The 22,742-nt window shown below is 38.5% G+C and carries 15 protein-coding genes; 12 read left to right on the top strand and 3 right to left on the bottom strand.

From position 1 onward, the window contains the following. Positions 1 to 5 precede the first annotated feature (5 nt). The 4 genes from M2419_RS08185 (at position 6) to M2419_RS08200 (ending at position 7,118) form a co-directional block, all read left to right on the top strand. Positions 6 to 1,628, top strand: a complete 1,623-nt coding sequence (locus M2419_RS08185; protein ID WP_153844574.1) for a tetratricopeptide repeat protein — start codon at positions 6 to 8, stop codon at positions 1,626 to 1,628. A gap of 206 nt (positions 1,629 to 1,834) precedes the next feature. Next, positions 1,835 to 4,621, top strand: a complete 2,787-nt coding sequence (locus M2419_RS08190) for a TonB-dependent receptor (protein ID WP_153844573.1) — start codon at positions 1,835 to 1,837, stop codon at positions 4,619 to 4,621. A gap of 150 nt (positions 4,622 to 4,771) precedes the next feature. After that, the gene (locus M2419_RS08195) at positions 4,772 to 6,034 is read left to right on the top strand and encodes a right-handed parallel beta-helix repeat-containing protein (RefSeq protein WP_153844572.1); all 1,263 of its coding nucleotides are present in this window, start codon (positions 4,772 to 4,774) and stop codon (positions 6,032 to 6,034) included. 13 nt (positions 6,035 to 6,047) lie between these two features. Next, a complete protein-coding gene (locus M2419_RS08200) occupies positions 6,048 to 7,118 on the top strand; it encodes a phytase (RefSeq protein WP_153844571.1) in 1,071 nt (356 codons plus the stop codon). A gap of 97 nt (positions 7,119 to 7,215) precedes the next feature. Here the strand turns inward: M2419_RS08200 and M2419_RS08205 are convergent, their stop codons facing one another. After that, on the bottom strand, positions 7,216 to 9,243 hold the full coding sequence (locus M2419_RS08205) for an ATP-binding protein (protein WP_182331974.1): 2,028 nt from the start codon (positions 9,241 to 9,243) through the stop codon (positions 7,216 to 7,218). Positions 9,244 to 9,584: 341 nt separating this feature from the next. Between M2419_RS08205 and M2419_RS08210 the strand changes: the two genes are divergently transcribed. Beyond that, positions 9,585 to 10,253: a response regulator transcription factor gene (locus M2419_RS08210; RefSeq protein ID WP_153844569.1), complete on the top strand. Its 669-nt coding sequence runs from the start codon at positions 9,585 to 9,587 to the stop codon at positions 10,251 to 10,253. Positions 10,254 to 10,317: 64 nt separating this feature from the next. Here M2419_RS08210 and lgt read toward each other — a convergent pair whose 3' ends face one another. Then, complete coding sequence (gene lgt / locus M2419_RS08215) at positions 10,318 to 11,136, bottom strand: prolipoprotein diacylglyceryl transferase (RefSeq protein ID WP_259254759.1); 819 nt, start codon at positions 11,134 to 11,136, stop codon at positions 10,318 to 10,320. 506 nt (positions 11,137 to 11,642) lie between these two features. Here lgt and M2419_RS08220 point away from each other — a divergent pair. From M2419_RS08220 to M2419_RS08245, 6 genes are all read left to right on the top strand, one after another. Beyond that, positions 11,643 to 13,520, top strand: a complete 1,878-nt coding sequence (locus tag M2419_RS08220; RefSeq protein ID WP_159726595.1) for a sensor histidine kinase — start codon at positions 11,643 to 11,645, stop codon at positions 13,518 to 13,520. A 12-nt stretch (positions 13,521 to 13,532) separates the two neighbouring features. Further along, positions 13,533 to 14,267, top strand: a complete 735-nt coding sequence (locus M2419_RS08225) for a LytTR family DNA-binding domain-containing protein (RefSeq protein WP_159726597.1) — start codon at positions 13,533 to 13,535, stop codon at positions 14,265 to 14,267. 124 nt (positions 14,268 to 14,391) lie between these two features. Continuing rightward, positions 14,392 to 15,132 (top strand): ImuA family protein, encoded by a 741-nt coding sequence (locus tag M2419_RS08230; protein ID WP_259254760.1) that lies wholly within the window; start codon positions 14,392 to 14,394, stop codon positions 15,130 to 15,132. Positions 15,133 to 15,134: 2 nt separating this feature from the next. Continuing rightward, positions 15,135 to 16,634 (top strand): DNA polymerase Y family protein, encoded by a 1,500-nt coding sequence (locus M2419_RS08235; RefSeq protein WP_153848551.1) that lies wholly within the window; start codon positions 15,135 to 15,137, stop codon positions 16,632 to 16,634. A 9-nt stretch (positions 16,635 to 16,643) separates the two neighbouring features. Next, positions 16,644 to 19,784: an error-prone DNA polymerase gene (locus M2419_RS08240; protein WP_153848550.1), complete on the top strand. Its 3,141-nt coding sequence runs from the start codon at positions 16,644 to 16,646 to the stop codon at positions 19,782 to 19,784. Positions 19,785 to 19,873: 89 nt separating this feature from the next. Next, entirely contained in the window at positions 19,874 to 20,821 is a 948-nt protein-coding gene (locus M2419_RS08245) for a hypothetical protein (protein ID WP_259254761.1), read from the top strand. Positions 20,822 to 20,880: 59 nt separating this feature from the next. Here the strand turns inward: M2419_RS08245 and M2419_RS08250 are convergent, their stop codons facing one another. Beyond that, the gene (locus M2419_RS08250; RefSeq protein ID WP_259254762.1) at positions 20,881 to 22,284 is read right to left on the bottom strand and encodes an MFS transporter; all 1,404 of its coding nucleotides are present in this window, start codon (positions 22,282 to 22,284) and stop codon (positions 20,881 to 20,883) included. Between the two features lie 118 nt (positions 22,285 to 22,402). On the opposite strand from M2419_RS08250, the gene M2419_RS08255 reads away from it, so the two are divergent. Continuing rightward, on the top strand, positions 22,403 to 22,741 hold the full coding sequence (locus M2419_RS08255) for a helix-turn-helix domain-containing protein (protein ID WP_083663640.1): 339 nt from the start codon (positions 22,403 to 22,405) through the stop codon (positions 22,739 to 22,741). Position 22,742: the final 1 nt, after the last annotated feature.

Here is a 22,742-nt window from a genome sequence, read left to right on the forward strand (position 1 = left end):
TAAATATGAGGATTTCTGATAAAATTATTTTGTTTCTACTTTTTTTTATACAGCTTTTTTTGTGGCACCCAGGTACTGCGCAGGTTGAATCCTTTAAGGATATTAGGGGGTTAAGTCAAAACCATCCTGATTCTGCAATTATGCTCGTCAAAAAACGTTATGCAAAAGCTGTTACGGATAAAGATCTATTGTTACAAGCCAATTGTTTACAGGCGATTGGATGGTTATGTGTCAATCAGGGACATTATGGACAGGCGCAGGACTACTATTTTCAAGCCGATCGACTCTATACGCAATTAAATTCAAAGCAGCATCTTGCTTCGAATTGGAGTGATATCGGGGAACTCAATATTTTCAATAAACAACATGATGTAGCGAAAGTTTATTTTAACAAGGCGCTACATTCTTTCCGAACAGAAGGGGATAAAATTGGAGAGGCAGGTACATTAGGGAATATTGGTCATTTATTTGAAAAGGAAGCTAACTACGACTCCGCCTTTGTCTATCAGAATCTTGCTTTGTCCATTTATAGCAGTGTGGGTAATAAAAATGGAGAAGCCAAGATCCATGAAAATTTGGGCAGTATTTATGAAGACCTGGCAAGGTATGACAGCGCTTTTCTTCATTTTGAAAAAGCAAGTAAGCTCTATACGGAAACAAAAGACAATTATGGAAAAATTGTGGTCATCAATAATATGGGCGATATCTTTAGAAAGACCAATAAATATCTGGAAAGTATCAAATTGACACAATTGGCTTATCAGATGGCGGAAAATTTGAGTGATGTGTATCAAATGGCTGCTACGACAAAAGATTTGAGTAGAACATACGCCTTGCGTGGCCAAATGGATAGCGCATATTTTTATGCCGAAAAGAGCCGTAAGTTGGTGCTTGAACTGTATAGCGTAGATGGTGCTCGACATACAGCTTTTTTTCAGGCGCTCTACGATATGAACCAAAAAGCTGAGGAGATTGAAAAATTACAGGTGACAAAAAGAATCAACTTAATCATGCTGTGGGGTACAATTGTGGTTTTAATTTTGTTAATTGTATTATCCTATGTATTGTATAGTCGCCAGAAAATTAAGATCAAAAATCAGATCGCCGAATCGCGAAAACAGGAGGCCGAACGTGAGTTGACAGAAATTGCGCTTAAAAACCAATTGCTTGAAGATAAGCAGCTCAAACAGGAGCTGTCGATCAAGCAGAAAGAATTGACATCCCATACTCTAAACCTGATCCGTAACAATCAATTTTTGGAAGAACTTCGTGATGAATTAAAGGGAATGGTTAAGGACGAACGCAGGGATCAAAAACGACAAATGCAGAAGTTGGTGTTGCAGATCAATGAAAATATCACACAGGGCATCCATTGGAAAGAATTTATGGGAACTTTCGAAAAGGTGCATCACAGCTTTTTTGAAAAACTTATTCAACGATTTCCAGATTTGACGGCCGCAGATATGCGATTAATAGCATTGCTTAAAATAAATTTGAATAATATCGAGATTGCCGTCCTATTGGGCATATCACAAGATAGCCTTCGTGTTGCCAGACATCGATTGCGAAAAAAATTAAGATTGGAACAAGGAGAGGATCTAGCGGGTTATCTCGTTGGTATTTCATAATTTTTTAACATAGGAGTAATAGAATGTTAATGGCGTGTAATTTGTTTTTAAACTACTGTTTATTAGTGTTTTAAATATTTCTGTTTCCTTGCTGTATAGTTCTCTTTTTACCTTGTTTCCTTGTTGTAACGCTAGATATTTTGTGTGATTAAAATTGGCTGCCATCTTTGCGACAACAATCAAAGATTCATAATAATCTAAGCAAAATGAAAAACTTTTTAACGGTATTACTTGCCTCCAGTATTTCGGTCAGCGCTGCTTATGCGACCAAAATCAAAGGTAAGGTATTGGATGGTCAAACTGGTGAAGCTATTGCTGGTGCAACAGTATTCTTGGAACAGAGTGGGCTATCGACCAAAACACAATTGGATGGTTCGTTTGAATTCAAAGGATTATCTGCAGGTGTGGATAGGGTTCATATCAAGCATATGGCCTATGCCGAATTAATTAAAGAAATCGAAATTCAAAAAGAAAATACACCTCATTTTATTTTTCAGCTGACGTCTACCGAACAGACATTAATGGAAGTAACCATAAAAGGACGCCGGAATGGGGGGGATGATGATCCTAGTGCAAGGCGTTTGGAAAAGAATGCGTCACAAATTATGAATGTTGTTTCGGCGCGTGCAATAGAGATTTCCCCGGATATCACCGTTGCAAATGTTGTACAGCGTGTTTCGGGTGTATCTATAGAAAGAAATTCGAATGGCGAGGGACAATATGCTATTCTGAGGGGGATGGACAAACGTTACAATACCACTTTAGTGAATGGTGTAAAGGTTCCAAGTCCGGATAATAAATACCGTTATGTGCCTTTGGATTTATTTCCTTCAGATATGTTGGAACGCTTAGAAGTCTACAAGTCGCTAACACCAAATATGGAAGCCGATGCGGTGGGTGGAGTTGTCAATATGGTTATGAAATCGGCACCGACTAAATTATTGCTGCAGGCAAATTTGGCAACAGGTTACAGTCAACGTTATTTTAATCGTGATTTTGGAAGCTTTTCAACAGGCGGAACTTCGGCAAAATCTCCCTACGAACTGAATGGGAAGAATTACAATGCAACCGCTGCTGATTTTAATAAGGGTGCGTTAGATTACACCTATAAAAAGCCCCTTCCAGACCTTGTCGGCAATCTGACAATAGGAAATCGGTATTTGGATGATAAATTGGGCGTTATTTTGGGCGCGAGCTATCAAAATTTACATCGAGGTAGTCGTTCTATTTTCTACAAATCGGCTGTCGTTGGCGTAAATCCCAATGCAGTAATTACTGAGCAGAGTGATCGTCAATATGATGAACAGCAACAACGCTTAGGTTTGCATAACAAGATCGATTATCGATTTAATCCAAATCATCGGATTAGCTTTTATCAAATGTATGTGAATTTAAATAACATGCAATTGCGCGATGCCGTAAATACGATATACAATGGTCAGTATGATCCCAGCATTGGTAAAGCCGAACTGACCTATGTGACAAGAAGCCGAAAAACGCAGCAACAAATTTACAATGGTACCTTACAGGGCGATCATCATTTTTTAGATAATCGTTTGAATGTCCGTTGGTCAGGAGTACTCTCTTCGGCCCGCAATCAATTGCCTCAAAATACGATGATCAGTTTGGATGGAGTAGAAGAAAATTTTGAACGTAAAAGGACTTCTCTCGTCAACAAATCTCCTGTAACTTATCGTTGGGAGCGAAATACGGATAATGATCGTGCAGGCTATTGGGATGTAGCCTATAAAGTTCCAATGGAAAACAGTAAGCTGGAACTATCGACCGGTGGTTTGTATCGTGATAAACAGCGTAGTAGTTTTTACAATAACTACAACTTATCACCAGCTTCTGCAGAAGAGGCAAAGTATAAATATGGCGTGGATTTTCAGCGGTATACCGATCTTAACCTGACCGTTACCAACCCTACTGGAGCTGTCGCAAATCCATTAACTTACGACGCCGGTGAGAAGACAACAGCATTGTACGGCATGTTCAATTATGAGAATGACAAATGGCAGATGATCGGTGGTATCCGGATGGAGCATACCAATCAGAATTATAAATTATTGTTTCCTGCAGGAGAAAAAAGACCAGAGGGATCCCAAATTTATACAGAGTGGCTGCCAAGTTTGACCATGAAATATCATTTGGACGAAAAACAACAGCTTCATGCGGCCTATTATCGTGCGTTAAACCGACCTGGATTTTATGAAATTGTACCCTCAAGTGTGATTAATGAAGAGTTTTTGGAAAAAGGAAATCCAGATTTAAAACACGCCTTAGCAGATAACTTTGATTTAAGGTATGAATTATTCCCAGAAGCTTCCTCTCAATTTCTTGTAGGTATGTTTTACAAGAAAATCAAAAATCCAATTGAATATACCTTTCAACCGGATGAGGTTCGTAAACAGGATGTATACTACACCCCCGGTAATTTTGGTAACGCCAACAACTTTGGTCTCGAGGTTGATTATATCAAGTATATCCAGAAATTTGGTGTTAAGGCCAATTATACCTATACACATTCACGTATAACGACCTCCAAGATGTCGCGTCGAATCAACGAAACCACTCAGGACCCTGAAGCGATTATCGTGGATCAAACTAGACCGTTATATGGGCAGGCAGCGCATATAGCCAATCTATCACTACTTTACAAAGATGCTAATAATGGCTGGGAAGGACAGTTAGCCGGATCTTATACCGGCTCACGAATCAACACAGTGTCGCAATTTTTGAACGATGATTTATGGCAAAAAGGATTTGTTCAGTTAGATGCTTCGATTGAGAAGAAGTTTAGAGCAGGTTGGGCCATTTTTGCCAAAGCCAACAACATCTTGAACACACCAATGGAATTGTATGTGAAAGGAACAAATCCCGAAAATGAGAAGATTGCTGAAAAGCTTATTGAAGGCGGAAATACTTTGATTAGAAAGGATTTGTATGGACAGAACTATATCCTTGGTTTACGTTATTCGTTTAGTAAATAATAGACCCGCGTAAAACAGGGCATGTTTTAATCTGAACATGTGCGACGTGAAATAACAACAGTTTGTTTCGGTGAAGCTTTCACTTTTTTGGAAAGCCAATGTTTTGGATAAGTGAAATCTGCTTCATCATTAAAAATTAAATATATACAGATGAAAAATAAATGTATTTTATCGTTTCTAGCGTTTTTTATAGTGGTGCTAAGTGCCTGTGAAAAAGCAAATATAGATGTTGATACTTCTGATGCTGACGGAAGTGCTATAGGTGAGGTTTCCGGTGTGTGGAGCAAAGGAAGTGTGCAGCATATTAAGGGAGATATTATTATTCCCGAAGGTAAGAGCCTAACAATTGAGGAAGGCGTAACCGTATTGATGGATTCCGTCAATAAGCCTGAAATTGTTGTTTTGGGTAATTTGTACGCACTAGGTACAGCCGAAAATCCTGTAAAGTTTACGGTTGAAGATGGGTATAAGACGAAGACGAATGAATTTGGCAAGTTATGGGGAGGAATTTTAGCCGCTCCAAGCTGTCAGGAACTTGTTTTGGACAATACCATCATTGAGTATGGTGGCGCAATTACTTCGGATGCGTCGACTTCTGTAAAAATGGGCTTGTATAAAAAAGTGTCTGGTGAGGCTTTGCCAGCGTTGTGGTTCTCAAATTCAGACGGAAAACTAGTTGTTCAAAATAGTACTGTAAGTCATTTTCACGAAGACTGCACGTATATTGAAGGTGGAAAAATCATTTTCGCTAACAATCGTTTCTTTTCTAATGGGGTGACAGGTGGAGAAGCGATGAATTTCAAATCCGGATGTCTTGCAGATGTTGCTTATAACCTAGTGTATAGTGTAAATACCAATGCATTAAAACTATCCAACTCGGGAGACCGTACACCTCAGGCTTATATTATTGTTTATAATAATACCATGCTCAATACAGGGTGGCGCAGACCTACAGCCAAAGGAGGTTCCATATGGTTAGAAGCCTCTGTCAGAGCAGAAATTTATAATAATCTTTTTGCAAATACACGGTTTGGAGTCAAGCGTGATCCTAAAAAACCAGAAGATAACCGTTCTGTGTCAGGTAATAATTGGTATTATGGCTACGGTCAATTGACTGTAGATCAGTTTCAGGTCGGTAAAAATGATATTGTAGGCGGTAGTAATGATGTTAGAGGTAAAGTGGCAGGGGAGAATAATCCTAAATTTGTTTCTTATCCTTTAGAAACATCGGTTGACAATTACGTATTTGATTCAACCTGGGATTTTCATCTTCAGGGGAATTCACCTGCATTAAAGGCCGGTACTTTGGCTTTTAAACCCCATTTTACGAGTGGCCTGGTGATGTCAAACGGGCTAACATATAATTCCCCTCAGCCTGCAGCTTATGTTGGGGCATTTGGTTCCAAATTCTAATTTACTTCATATAATGACAAATTTAAAAACAATACTAACACTAACTTTGGGAGCATCAACCCTGCTTCAAATAGCATGCAAAAATGCGCAAACAAATACGGTAAACTCAGTTAAACCCGTTATTGTGACCGATGCTGTACGTTATGATTCGGATGATCCTGCAATTTGGATCAATAAGAGCGATCCGAGCAAGAGTCTGATTATAGCAACGGATAAAGATGCCGATGGAGCTTTATTCGTGTACGATTTACAGGGTAAAACGGTCAAAGAAAAAGTGGTTTCCAATTTAAAACGACCAAACAATGTTGATGTAGCGTACGGTTTGGTATTGGGGGGGAAACCTGTCGATATCGCTGTCACAACAGAGCGTATGACCCATAAATTGCGTATTTTTTCACTACCTGACATGAAGCCGATCGATCAAGGGGGATTAGATATGTTTGTTGGTGAAACTGAACCTGAATTTAGGGATCTGATGGGGATTGCCCTATATACTTCTCCAAAAGGAGAGATCTATGCTATTGTTGGGCGAAAAAATGGACCAAAAGAAGGCTATTTGGGACAATATTTATTGGAGGATAATGGTTCTGGTTCAGTAAAAGCTACATTGGTTCGCAAATTTGGTTCATTTAGTGGAAAGAAAGAGATTGAGGCAATAGCGGTGGACAATGAGCTTGGGTATATTTACTATTCGGACGAACAGGTTGGCGTAAAACAATACTATGCGGATCCAGCAAAGGGAAACCAACAGTTGGCATTATTTGCTACAGCAGGTTTTAAAGAAGATCATGAAGGTATTTCGATTTATAAAGTGACCGACAGTACTGGATATATCTTGGTGTCGGACCAGGGTGCAAATCGTTTTCAGGTTTTTAGTCGGGAAGGAACCAAAAGCAATCCTTTCGAACATAAATATCTGAAGACTGTGCCGGTTATGGCAACACAAAGTGATGGTTCAGAAACTACCTCTTTTAATTTAAATGAAACCTTCAAACATGGCTTGTTTGTTGTTATGAGTGACGATAAAACATTCCATTATTATCGATGGGAAGATATTGCCGGAGCCGATTTGAAAAAGAAATAGGTGACGAATTAATATTTCAGCAACAGTTGTGATTTGATTCGCAACTGTTGCTTTTTTTGCTATCGGAAATTTTATCAGTGGTAATTAGCGCAGTTATTTATACACTGACCGGAATTTTAAACCAAAAGGTTGACCCTTGGCCGATCTGGCTGTCGACACCAATTTCTCCTTGATGTTTTTGAATAATTTCTTTGCAAATAAACAGTCCTATGCCAAATCCCGAAGCATAACGATCCGTATCGTCATTTACACGATAGAATTTATTGAATATTTGTTTCTGATCCTTATGATTGATGCCTCTTCCTTGGTCTTTGATCTCGACTTCAAAATAACCTGAATGTATGGCCACATGCATGGTAATTGTTGAATTACTGGGCGAATATTTAATGGCATTATCCATGAAGTTGATTAACACTTGTTCGATTTTATCACGATCGGCGATAATCTCCAAATTCGAATCTATTGCTCCTGAATAATGAATGAAGTGCTTTACAGATTTTAAAGAATAGATATTTTGAATATAATCGAGTAAAGAACAAACGTTAAATGTCTTTTTGCGAAGTACTAACTTACCCTCATTTAATTGAGTAACATTTAAAAAGCCGTCGATTAAACCGCGCATGCGCGTTGCTTGCTCATTAGATTGGTGGAGATATTGCATGCGCTTTTCGGTGCTCAGTGTACCTTCTTTGGCCTGTAGTAATTGGATATAGGCAATTAGTGAGGTTAAAGGTGTTTTGAGTTCATGACTTGCGATACTAATAAAGTCTAGTTTTTTCCTTTCTTCTTCCTTGTCATTGGTGCTGTCTATTATAGCGCCGTAGATCATGTGTCTTGTCGTATCCGATTCCAATTGACTTCCGCCTATTGACCTTAACCATTTTATCTTACCCGTTTTTTTATCTTTTATTTCACATTGACAATCGAAAGGAGATTGTTTGTGTGTTACTTCCTGAAAAACATGATGGATGATGTTTCTATACTGAGGCAGGATTTGGTCAAAAAAGTTAGATTCTTTTATTTTGTCATACTGATCGAAGCCAAATAATTCACGGCAACGATCATTGAGTTCCATTTTCTTGGTTTCCATGTCAATAGAAAAGATACCGATACCGGCGGCTTCTACGATCATTCTAAACTGTTGATCTCTTTTGGCGATAAGTTGATTAATTGCTTCAAGTTTTTCATGCTCCTGATGCTGGATTGTAATATCTATAGCGGTGCCTGCAAACCATTCGGGCTGTTGATCTTGGTCAAAGTATACTCTTCCTTTACAGTGCAACCACCGTAATTGAAGATCTTGTGCTCCAATGGTTCTAAATTGTACGTCATAAACACCTTTGTTCTGGTAAGCCAGTGATTTTTTGACTTCTTGATCGATTCTATTCCTATCTTCTGGATGAATATATTTGAGTACCTCATTGTATGGAACATATTCACCTTTAGCAAAACCAAAGAGTTCTCGAGTCCGTTCATCCCAATTGACCATATAATTTTTACAATTTAAATTCCATGTTCCCATCTCGGCTGACTGTAAAGCAAAATGGTAATGTTCTTCACTTTCTATGATTTTCTTGAGTGCATCCTTAAGTTTTTCATTGAGATCTTCGGTATGTTTAGGTGATAAGGTGTAATTATTTGTAGGGATTTTGTAATGGTTTCCTGCTACTGTATATTTTTGAGTTAATAAATCTTGTAGCAGTTTTCGTTCAATGGTGTTTTTTTCTTGCGTTTGTGGGTGGTTGTCTTCATTTTCAGGTATCAGTCTAATTTGATTAAATATGCCATAAATTTCACCCTTTTCATTGATGAGCGGATGATATTCAAAAGTGTGCGTATAACCTAGTAAAGACTGTTTTTCGGTTTTGAGCTTAATCTTTATCTTTTCGATAACCGCAGTTTTTCCGTTTATCCAAGCATTTTTCAAGAGGGGGGTATATGGCGTTAAATCTTCTCGTTGAAGACAGTTTTCAAGACATTGCCCAATAATGCGCTGATCACAATTCCAGAGTTTTAACATGTTAGTGCTTGCATAAGAAATACGGAGATCTGCGCTATCATAAATTGCGCAAGCATCCAATGAAGAAGAGAGAACGGCTAAAATATCTTTATCTGAACAAATCATAACATATCAAAAATTAAGTGTTGATTAAAGCGATATCACGTATAGCTTGATTTAATAACATACAAATATTGTTCCTTTTCTCATGGGTTTTCGTTCTATCGAAAAATGACAGGAGTTGTCGGTCGGTATGAGGTCCTCTATTTTATTTTCCATTTCATCCTGAGGGCTGTTTAATATGGAGTCATGATATCAATAGTACAGTGAGTAGAAATTCGTATCTTTATTTTGTTTATGCAGTCTGTTTCTTTTTTATTCCAAATCGGAAAATACAATACACCATCATTGTCGTATATGGTTGGAAGAAAATAGAATTGAAAGTTTTTATTTAAATGCTATAGAAGATGAATACGGTTAATATACTATTGGTTGAAGATCACATGGTCGTACGGAATGGTATTAAACTACTTTTAGAATCCCAAGGAGAATTTGCGGTGATAGGCGAGGCATCTGATGGTACGGAAGCGCTGTCTATATTGGCAAATGGTTTAGCTCCCGATATTATCTTAACTGATATAAGTATGGAGCATATGGACGGGATGGAGCTTTTAAAAATCATCAGTCAAAAATATCCATTGGTCAAAGTTGTGATATTATCCATGCTAAGTCAAATTCATTATGTTGTTGAAGGTTTTGAACATGGACTTTCAGGCTATCTGTTGAAAAATGTAGGTTATAATGAATTACTTTTTGGATTAAAGCATGTCGCTGAAGGTGGGCGGTATATGAGTGAAGAAATTAGCTTAGCCTTACTTGAACAAGTTTCTTCGGGTCAAGTTTATACGGATGCTGGCTCGAATACTATCCTAGATTTGGAAATAAGCGAACGTGAGCTAGACGTATTGGAATTGATCGCGGACGGGTTTACAAATCTAGAAATTGCAGATAAAATCTTTTTGAGTAAGCGTACTGTTGAAGGATATCGGCAGAACTTGATTGATAAAACAGGAGTGAAGAATACTGCGGAATTAGTAAAATATGCTTTTCAACATGGCTTATTAAAAAAATCATGATAACTATTTCTGTTCCTCGCGGCCATGTCACAGAGGATGATCTTTGAAAGTACTGCGCATCCCGTTACTTTAATTTTGGTATTTTTTCTTGAAAACGGTTGAAAATAAATAGACCAGCTCCAATAATAATAAATGGTATGCTAAGTAGCTGTCCCATATTGATGAATAGGGAGTCTTCAAAATGCTCTTGATTGATTTTCAAAAACTCATCCAAAAATCTGAACGAAAACAGCAAAACCAACAGCAAGGCGAAATAGTTTCCATTGTTACGTCGAAGCTCTTTTTCTTTCCACAAACGATATAACAATACGAATAATAGGAGACAAAATAATGCTTCATAAAGCTGTGCCGGATGCCGGGGTATCGTATCGATATGGGTAAACACAAAAGCCCAAGGTAAACTACTTGCTGTGCCAATCATTTCAGAGTTCATTAAGTTACCAAGACGAATGCAAGCCCCTGCTATAGGGACGACCAAAGCAACCCGATCTGCCACCCAAAGAAAAGGAAGCTGCTGTTTTTTTGCAAATAAATAGATCGCAATCAGGATACCTATCCCTCCGCCATGGCTTGCCAGCCCACCTTCCCAAATGGCCATTATTTTTAAGGGATGATCTAGGTAATAACTGGGGTCATAAAATAATACATGCCCTAGTCTAGCTCCGATAACGGTACCCAAAACGATGTAAATAGTTAGCTGATCTAAAAACTCGATTGGCCGACCTTCTTTCTTAAATAATGAACCTAATATCTTATAGCATAATACAATGCCCAATAACCAAAATAGCCCGTACCAGCGAACTGGATGGTCAATAATTGGAATAACAAAGATATCACTATCTATATTCCAGTTTATGTAAGTTAAGATTAGATTATTTACCATATTACGTTTTAGCGTGATGCTCCATAGTATAGGTATGTGGTTGGGATATTTCGTTACACATTTTGATGAAAAAACATGAAATTCTCTTTATTGATGCAAATATTGAGTCATATACTGCGATTATTAACTATGAAGTTTTCGTTGTTTGACCAATTTGTATGTTTGTGGGGAGTAAAAGGAAACTAACTATAACCGAGTTCAATAATTGCGACCGGTGTTTTTATTGGAGAAGAATATTAGCATAAGTATCAGCCGGGTTAAATACTTTTGAAAGTATATATTGTTTTTTTGATAATATTCCGATATTCGACAATAGATAACATAATATGGACAGCACCTTGCGTATTTCTTTTAATAGCGGTTTACATCTTGTGAAAGCTTATCATAATTAATGAACGAGGTTATGGAAAAATATAGGCACCTTCATGTAAATTTAAACAGATAGTTATATTCTGATGATACGAAATTTGACAAGATTTACTTTTTATTTTTTATCTCTCGTGCTCATGGCACAGTTACTCTCTTGTCATCAAAGTGGCCAACAGGCGTCTAAAAATAATACGCATATCGAAGATAATTCACTTGATTTAACCTATCAGGATACATTATTAAAATTTCTCGCTTTACAAGATTTTAGGGATCAATCTATTATAGCAAAGAAGACAACAGTATTTGCTCAGGACAAGCATTTTAATAATTCTGGTTATAATTGGATTTTTTTGGCGTATAACTATTTGTTGGACGATAAAATTGATTCAATAGAAATTGCGCTGAAAAACCTTGATGGGAGAAAATTGTCTCCGGATTTGCTTGTTCTGAAGGATTACTTTAAAATAAGCGCTAATTTTAGTTTTAATGATGTGACTACTATTGGCATCATGGAGCAAATTATCGATGCTAAAGAATATGCGTTAGAAAATAAGAGTAGGTTTAGCTTTCTTTTTTTCAATCTATTGGCAAATGCAAATTATCGTCGAGCTGACTATAACCAGGCGCTCAAAGATAACGAGTCATGGTATCATTATCATCCCAACAGATCCGACGCCCATGTTGCGCAAGCCTATCAGGAGATCAAATTTATGCAGTATATTGAACTGCATGATTTTGAGAAGTTAAAAGCAACACTGGATAGCTGCAAGTACTATGCGAATAAAACGGCTGATTCTGCAATCATTATGCGCATGTATAATTTACAGGCGCAGTATTTCTTTAGCATAGGGAATAGTCGAAAAGCGGTAGAGGCATCCCAAAAATATTTTAATTATTTATCTTCAAGCAAGGCGCTCAATGCCTATGCGTATGCGAATTTGGCAAAAAATTTTTTGAATAATCATCAAATTGACTCGGCGATCTACTATTTTAATGCTGGATTGCAGTTTATCAAAACACATAAAGGCAAGCAAAATAAATTATTCTATTACCAGAATCTACAAGTAGCACACGCATTAAAAGGAGATTATGAACGGGCTTATTTTACCTTGGATTCGGCCTATCAGGATTATAAAAATAGCACAAAAAGTATTGAAAATGAACGTATCAATGAGATCAATACACGGTATGAAACTGAAAAAAAGGATCAGGCTATTAAGCTTTTAAAAACAACAAATGCATTCAACCATAAGATTATGGTCCAACAGCGCTGGATTTTTGTTATTTTATTTGCGCTGATCTTTAGCATTGCATTCTTCATTTATTACCGGAATAAACAAAAGCTATTGAAAAATATTAATCAGCGTATAGTTGCCGAAAATAGACAATTAATTTTAGAGCAGAAGACGCGACAAAACCAGCTTAATCCCCATTTTATTTATAATGCTATAGCTAATTTGCAAGGTTTGATCAGTAGTGAGCAAAAAGCAAAGGCAAATCAGTACCTCATCTTATTGTCCCGTCAAATTCGTGATATACTCGAATTAAATAGGGAAGAGTATATTTCTTTGGATCAAGAAATTAAATCATTAAAGAATTATATACTTTTACAGCAGATGCGCTATCAAGATGTATTTGATTTTGAAATTGAGAGCGGTAACTTGGATGTTGATGATGTCATGATTCCTCCTATGTTGATTCAGCCTTTTGTTGAAAACGCTATTGAACATGCTTTCAAAAATTTGAATTATCGTGGACAATTGCAAATTCTTTTTAATCAGGAAGCAGATCAATTGCATATTGTTATCAGTGACAATGGCTGGGGAATGCAATCTTATCAGAAAAATAATGCACACAAGACCTCTCTTTCACAAGTTATCACGAAAGAGCGCCTTGAGCTTTTGTTTAATGATCCTCAGCAAAAAGCAAGGATTGAAATAAAGCCCAATTATAGAGAAGATAAAAGTGGATATCGCGTAGAACTCTATATCCCACTCGTTTTATATTTTAATTAAATACGTGAAATTATGAAAGTTTATATTCTTGAAGATGAGTATAATATCTATTTGTACATTAAGTCTTTATTGGATGCTATTCCTTATGTCCAGATCGTTGGTTATAGTCCATCAATCGCCCAGGCAGAACGTGAGTTACTTGTATCTAATCCAGATCTTATTTTAGCTGATATTCAATTGAAAGATGGATCAAGCTTATCCTTCCTCTCAGAGCTGAAATTGGACATAAACACAATCTTTATAACCGCATTTAACCAATATGCTATAGAAGCCCTTAATATAGGCGCTATTGCCTATTTATTAAAGCCTTTGGTTCCGGAACAATTTATAGAGGCTATTGAAAAATGCTATAAGAAAAATACAGAGTTTAGATTCAATAGCATGCAACTAAGTATGGCCGAAAGCTATCTGAAGTCACCAGTTAGACCTAAGAAAATAGCACTACGTACATTTGAATACACCCAAATTGTGAATATCGATGATATTCTTTATTGTCAAGGAGATAAGGGCTATACCACATTTTATATTAAAGACAATAAACCGATGATGGTTTCGAAAGTCCTCAAACATTTTGAAACTATGCTTCCTGAATCCGAATTTATTCGTTGTCATCAATCTTATTTAATCAATGCAAACTATATAAAAAAATATTTCAAGGATGGGCAGATAGAAATGTCCGATGGTAAAATGATTCCTGTTGCAACAAGAAAAAAAGATGTCATCCAGCAATTCTTGAATGATATATAAGGCTTGAAGTAACAAAGGCTCTACGATTCGAAGTAGCGTTGTTTTTACTAAAAAACATAGCGCTCTCTTTTATTGCTAAAATAATTAGTATTATATTTGTATGTAATATTAAATAAGAGGGGCTATGATGTTAGAAGATAAACAGGCTTTGATCAGCAAACTTAAAAAGGACTTGCTTGCCTGGCAAGGGGTACCTCAAAGGTCAAATGATGCAAGCACGATGGGTTTGGGGCCATTGGAGAAAGCTTTTCCGAATGGAATTTTTCCTAAAGGGGTAATACACGAGTTTGTGAGCTTTAACCGCATGGATAGTGCTGCATCCTGTGGGTTTATTGGTGGTCTTCTTGGAAAACTTATGCAAGCTGATGGGATTTGTCTTTGGATAGGCTCCGTTCAAACGGTATTTCCAGCGGCAATCAGATCATTTGGGGTTAATCCAGCATCGATTGTTTTTGTTTCTATGAAACGGGAGAAGGATGTGTTATGGGCGATGGAAGAAGCGTTGAAATGTCATGGCATAACAGCCGTGTTGGCCGAAATACATCAGCTGGATTTTGTTCAGTCGAGGCGCCTTCAACTTGCCGTAGAAAAAAGCCGGGTTACCGGGTTTATACTTCAACATAGCCCAAAGATCTTGTTGGCGACGAGTTGTGCGGCACGTTGGAAAGTCACTTCTTTACCTAGTCAATCGGATGATGGATTGCCCGGTATCGGCTATCCCTGTTGGGATGTAGAGCTGCTCAAGGTAAGGAATGGTAGTCCAGCTAAAGAGCAAATAACCTGGTCTCCACAAGGATTTAAAACATTTTCTAAAAAGGAGATACAGGTAAAAGACTGGAATTATAACTACCAAAATCTTGGCTAGTCATGAAAAAAAGATTTGCCTCACTTTGGTTTCCTCATCTGAAAACAGATTGGCTCACTGTTTGCAAACCACATTTGCAAAATATTCCCTTTGTATTGTCCATCGCTGCTCAAGGAAGATTAATCGTCAGTGGGAGTAACTCATTAGCGGAGCAAGTGGGGGTGCATTCAGGTATGGCCATAGCGGATGCACGGGCATTTATTCCATCACTTAAAATAATCAATGAGCAAGCTGGATTGGCTGAAAAGTTACTCCATTCGATAGCAGAGTGGTGCATCAGGTATACACCACAGGTTGCATTAGATACGCCCGACGGTATCATCCTGGATATTAGTGGTTGTGCTCATCTTTGGGGCGGGGAGGCGGCCTACTTAACAAGTATTGTCTCTAAATTTAAACAACATGGTTATGAGGTACGTATGGGGATTGCTGATACCATTGGGGCCGCATGGGCGGTAGCACATTTTGGACACGAAGATATCATTATAAATGAACTGGCGCAGTCGGAAACGCTTCTTCCATTAAGTCCTGCTGCATTACGACTGGAAGATGTTCAATTGAAGCGGTTACAATCGCTTGGATTACGGTCAATCGGAAGTTTTGCAAAAATGCAACGTTCAGTGTTGCGTAGAAGATTTGGCGATAGTTTACTGCTCCGACTGGACCAGGCCATGGGATTGGAAGATGAATTTGTTATTTCTATAAAACCTGTCTTACCCTATGAAGAACGTTTACCTTGTTTGGAGCCTATCTGTACAGCAAATGGTATTGAACTGGCTTTGGAAGATTTATTAAACAAGTTGTGTAAGCGTTTGTCGGGGGAGGGTAAAGGGTTACGTGCAGCCGAATTGAATTGTCATCGCGTGGACGGAAAGATAGAGACCATTACTATTGAGACTAATCGTGCTACTGCTCAGGTTAAACATATCCTTCAATTATTTGTCCTAAAGATTCCGCAAATTGAACCGGCATTGGGTATTGAATTATTTACCTTGGGAGTATCCAAAGTTGAGACGGCAGATCCTGTTCAGGAAAATCTTTGGAATAATAGAATTAGTCTCAAAAACCCGACGGTTACCGAACTTTTAGATCGCTTGAAAAGTAGGGACGCCAATTGTGAGATTTCACGCTACGTTCCATCTGCGCACTACTGGCCCGAACGATCCATGAAAATAGCGGCTACAATGGATGAGGTTGCAACTGTTGACTGGCAAACTGCACGACCACGTCCAACACGACTATTGAAGATCCCTGAACGTATTATAGTCACAGCACCCATACCCGACTATCCACCCATACTGTTCCGTTATAAGGGAGATACCTATACTATAAGGAAAGCAGATGGCCCCGAACGTATTGAACGCGAATGGTGGATTGATCCTGGTGAACATCGGGATTACTATGCAGTGGAAGATATGGAAGGTCGGCGTTTTTGGTTATATCGCGCAGGGCATTATGACGGACAGGCAGATCAATGGTTTTTACATGGTTTTTTTGCATAAGGTTAGTGTATGGTATATTGTGAATTACAGATAACAAGTAATTTTAGTTTTCTCGAAGGTGCTTCTCATCCGGAAGAACTGATTGAGCAAGCGGCGCGATTGGGGTATAATTCTGTTGCAGTAACTGACCGTAATAGCCTTGCTGGAATCGTCCGTGCACATATGGCTGCAAAAAAAGCCGGTATACGACTGATTCCTGCTTGTCGTTTAGATTTACAGGATGGGCCCAGTTTATTGGCATACCCGACAGATAAAGAGGCTTATGGGCGGCTTTCAACATTGTTAACTGTCGGAAACCTAAGGACGGAAAAAGGAAAATGCGAATTGTACAAAAATGATGTGTTTCAATATGCTGAGGGGATTATATTCATTATTTGTCCACCTGAAAAATTAGTGGTCGGTTTTGAGCTTGAGCAGTCATTTACAGCGTTTGTACAGGAATGTCAACAGCGTCTACAGGGTTGTTTTAATCTAGGAATAAAAAAACTCTATCGTGGTGATGATGCTAAATTATTGTTTAGAATAAATCAGTTGGGCGAACACCTGGCCATCCCGCTTGTTGTACTTGGTGATGTATATTATCATGTACCGGAAAGGCGTGAATTGCAGGATATTTTAACCTGTATTCGTGAAAAATGTACGATACATACGGCTGGATTTAATTTACATCCCAATGCAGAGCGCTATCTAAAATCAATAACTGAAGTTGAACGATTGTTTAGACTGTACCCTGAAGCTGTAGAACAGAGTGTAAAAATTGCCAATGCTTGTCGTTTTTCCTTAGATGATTTGAAATACATCTATCCAGATGAATTATCATCTCATGGTCGGACTACACAGGAAGAATTAAGTTATTTAACTTGGGAAGGTGCCAGTAAACGATTTAACGGAGATATCCCGGATGCAATTCGCGAAACGATTCAAATGGAACTGGATTTTATCGAACGCAAAAATTATGCTTCTTATTTTTTGACGGTGTATGATTATGTTCGATTTGCGAAGGAAAAGGGAATTTTATGCCAAGGGCGTGGATCTGCAGCAAATTCAACCGTATGTTACTGCTTAGGTATTACTTCTGTTGACCCGTCAAAATACAGGCTTTTATTTGCGCGATTTATGTCCGATGCACGAGATGAACCACCAGATATAGACGTCGACTTTGAACATGAGCGCCGTGAGGAAGTCATCCAGTATATTTATGAAAAATATGGACGCAATCGTGCTGCTATCGTAGCAACTGTCACACAGGTACGCTCCAAAGGGGCTATACGTGATGTTGGCAAGGCGATGGGGCTTTCCATGGATGCTGTAGGGCGTTTAGCAGGGGTCGTGAGTAGCCATTGGGACGATTATATCAATTTAGAACGTTTGGTTGAACAGGGCTTTAATCCGGATGACCAACATTTGCGAAAAGTTCTCGAATTGACGCATCAGTATATTGGCTTTCCACGTCAATTGGGGCAGCATACAGGCGGGTTTGTTATTACGCAAGGTAATTTGCATGAGCTTTGTCCCTTAATAAATGCCCGCATGGATAATCGGACAAATCTCGAATGGAATAAAGATGATCTTGAAGCACTCGGCTTTCTAAAGGTTGATGTACTTGCTTTGGGGATGTTGACATGTATCCGCAAAGCTTTTGATCTCGCTAAAAAGCATTATGGAAAAGAGCTTACCCTGGCCGATATTGGGGCAGAGGACGATCCAAAGGTTTACGATATGATCTGTCATGCAGATACTCTAGGTGTATTCCAGATCGAAAGCCGGGCACAGATGTCGATGTTGCCGCGATTAAAACCACGGGAGTTTTATGACCTGGTCATTGAAGTAGCTATCGTTCGGCCTGGACCGATACAAGGTGATATGGTGCATCCCTATTTGCGCCGTCGAAATAAAGAGGAAGCTGTTGATTATCCCAGCACAGAGATCCAAACCATTCTTGAAAAAACCTTGGGGGTTCCTCTTTTTCAGGAGCAGGCCATGGAAATAGCCATAGTCGCTGCCGGATTTACTCCTGCTGAAGCCGACGAATTGCGCCGCAGCATGGCTACATTTAAAGCGAAAGGACAGGTATCTGCTTTTTACAAAAAAATGGTCGATGGTATGGTAAAGAAAAACTATACGGAAGAATTTGCCATTAGAGTTTTTAAGCAATTGGAAGGTTTTGGTAGTTACGGTTTTCCAGAGAGTCACGCAGCGTCTTTTGCATTACTGGTGTATGTATCCTCATGGCTTAAGTATTATTATCCCGATATTTTTGCGGCATCCTTACTCAATAGTCAGCCCATGGGCTTTTATCAACCTGCTCAAATTGTAATTGATGCACAGAAACATGGCGTAAAAGTACGTCCTATTGATATCAATCATTCTTCATGGGACAATACTTTAGAGGGAGAAATTGGAAAACCGCATGCTCTTCGATTAGGTTTACGTCAGATCAAAGGATTCTCAATGGAAGAGGCCGTTGTGTTGACTCAAGGTCGGCAGTCTGCCTATTCATCCATTACTGGTATGATGGATGTTGGACTATCTCTTATTGCGTTAGAGAAATTAGCTGATGCAGATGCCTTTACATCATTAGGTGTTGATCGTCGGCAAGCGCTTTGGGAAATTACAGCATTGGGTGATCGGCCGATTGCATTATTTGAAGGTCAAACGTCTGAAAGTGCCATGGAGGGGCAAATCGAATTACCTTTGTTAACCAAAAGCCAGCATGTGGTAGCAGATTATGCACGGACTTCACTATCCATTAAAGCACATCCAGTGAGTTTCTTGCGCGGAAAGCTCGATCTTCTCCATGTAGTGCCCACAGCAAAATTGGGCTTGATAAAAAATGATATGCCAGTGAAAGTATGTGGGTTGATTACTGTTAGACAACGCCCAGGAACCTCCAAAGGTGTTTTATTTATCACCATTGAAGATGATACTGGTTTTTCAAATATTGTCGTTTGGAGTAATGTGTTTGAAAAATATCGAAAAGAAATCCTCCGGGCAAAACTCCTTATGGTCGCGGGTAAAATTCAGGTTGAAGGTGAAGTTATTCATGTGATCGCACAACGCTGCTTTGATATGTCGGGTTTGTTAAAAGATCTGACCACAGAAGGAGATCATGCTGCGGATATTTTTCATAAGGGAAGAAATTTTCATTGATCTCTCATTTATTAATCTCATTTTTGAAGTAGAATGCTTTTACTTCGCGTAGGTAGCAAAGCATTCTAATCTATAGGAAATTAAAAGATATGACCAAAAATATTCTCGTCAATACGATCGAAATTGATAAAGCAACTATTCGTGAATTCATTAAACAGGGTGATGTAAATGCTGCTATTGATCTGATTGCCACCCAGGCAAATGTAAAGTATAAAACTGCTCGGGATATTGTGGAGATGTTTAAAGAAGACCATATTGATCTTTTTGATGGTAAAGACCTGTTTTTGGCTGATTATGATCTGCTTGAACATCGCGGCGATTCTCAGGAAGCAGATCACAAAGGATCTTCTTTTTTGGAAGTAGAAACAAATGAGCGTGGCCGAACTAGTATTTGGAAGGCACTTTTTATCTTTTCTGTCCTTGCCTTGCTGGCTTTCGTTATCTTAAATTACGTTGTGGGTTTTAATCAAATAGGGCATCATATCTCAGAACTTACGCAGCTATTCGATAAAAATGAAGGTTCAGCTGCCGCTGGTGCCGATACATCCAAACAAAATATCGCATTAAGTACTGGTGTCACCCGGGCGGGCGATGTTGAAGACCTCCATCCTGTAGATACAAATCTCTTACCATTGGATGTGAGGCAGGCCGAAATAGCGCGAATATATCGGGCTCAGTTCGATCAATTGAAACCAGCAAAACATTCACCAACGGATGAAGATGCACAGATCGCTCTAATTCACCTCACAAATGGGCGGTTGACCGATGTTATTATTCAGCAAAAATTAACTGTAAAAATAGGGAAGTGTTATGAAAATTCGACCATGAAAGATAAGGGTACTTGCGTGAGTTGTATGATATTACTTTACAACAGGGAGAAGAAAAACTGGCAAGAAGCTCCCAATGGGGAGAATTTCCTGCGCAATGCCTATGATTTTTATCTGGCCAGCGGTTCAGACCTATGGGAAGCTAGCCCGCTGAGCATCCGTATTCCTTATGACTACGCTTTAGTAGACAAGTATAAGGCAGCAAATTAGCTACATTAATCCTTAGAGAAAGCTTGATAGCCCCAGCGAAATCCTGAACGAATTACCTGCTATTTTACTTTTTGTGAAGGTAAATAAGCTATTGAACATACGACGAATAAGAGTAATATGACCGATAGTGCGATCGAGTAGCCATAGGCCGAAGAGATATCTTGCCAAATAAGAAATTTAGTCTCTTTCTGATGGAGGAATATACCGACAATAAAAGCGATCCCTAAGCATATAGATAGTTGTTGTACAGTGAGATAGAGGGCAGATCCTACGGAAATTAGTTTTTCGTTAAGGTCTTTTAATGCGAGTGTCATTAATGCCGGCAGTACACTACCGCAGCCAATACCATAAAAAAAGAAGAGGGCGTGTATTTGGTAGCTATCTATGATCATCGTATTGAAAACGAAAAGATGAGAAAGTAACCCCAAAATCATTATTCCTAATCCATATAAGACAATGATCTTTCCGTGGCGTTGTATTAACTTGCTTACAATAACACTTGCCAATACGTAACCAATACCTTGAAAAACAAAGGCAATTCCTGTCATTGTTGCCGTATAATTCTTTTGATTTTGAAGGTAATTGGAGTTAATAATAAAATAAGCATCCTGCACCATATAATAGGCTAATGCCGCTAGAAGGCCTAAATTGAAAACCCGATTATTAAATAAGGAGAAATTGAGTAGACTAGAACGGCCCGTTTGTTCTAATTTCCGTTGTTTTTTTAGAAATAACAGGACGAGAACAATTGCTGTTCCCAATAGCAGTAATGACCAGAGTGGCCATTTCAACTCAGGTCCCATGATTAAAGGGAAAATTATTCCCATTAAAAGGATAAACAACGTTATCATGGGGATAAAAGAGATCTTGGATTTTCCACTAACTTGGTCACTAAATGTATAACGATAGACAGCAAAGCAGGTAAGTATCCCAATGGGAACATTGATTAAAAAAATAAGACGCCAACTTTCATTTATCCAAGTCTGATCCGGGAGAATTCCGCCCAATAATTGACCTATTACTGAGGCAATACCTGCTATGCTTCCATAAATGCCCAAAGCCATCGATCGCTTCTCCGGATTTTCAAAAAGTAAAGTGATCAATGCGATGCCCTGTGGAACCATAAGTCCAGAGCTAATCCCCTGAATCAATCTTCCGGCCAATAAAATGTAAAGATTATCGGCTAAGCCACATAAAAGGGAAGCTACAGTAAAACAAGCCATCCCAATTAAATATAATTTCTTCTTTCCATAATGATTTCCGGCATTCCCAGCATTGATTAGAAGACTTGCATACCCAATAATATAAAGTATTATAATCCATTGCGTATCACTGTTTCGTAGATGTAGTCCATGTTGAATTGTGGGAAGGGAAACATTAATAATAAAGAGATCTATGACGAAAAGAAATATACCAGTTGAAAGGAGGAAAATATGAAGTAAATCTTTAATTTGAAAGCGCATATAGAAAGTTTTTAATAATTTTATGGTTAAAAATAGCTTGGATATTTTTTACAATCAAGTAGTTATAAATTATGTACTTGGTATGTTTTTATGAACTAATGGTCAGTATGAGGTGATTATGAATGAAAAAAAAAGTGAAAATTTTGGTGCCTGCTGTGATGTCAATGGGATTTTTAAGATAATAGGTGGAAAATGGAAAGTTTTGCTCATCAAGGCTGTTGCTAAACAATGCCCCAAAAGATTTGGTGAGCTACGGCGGGAAATGGAAGATCTGGCGCAAACGACATTGACTGTTCAGCTCCGTGAGCTCGAACGCGATGGTATTTTATGTAGACAGATTTACGCTGAATCTCCACCACGCGTGGAATATAAACTCAGCGAATTAGGTAAAACTTTACTGCCGGTCATTGAAAGACTTGATGAATGGTGGTCAGATTACAAACGCGAAAGGGGATAGG

The organism is Sphingobacterium sp. BIGb0116 (assembly GCF_024808035.1).
Taxonomy (GTDB): Bacteria; Bacteroidota; Bacteroidia; order Sphingobacteriales; family Sphingobacteriaceae; genus Sphingobacterium; species Sphingobacterium paramultivorum.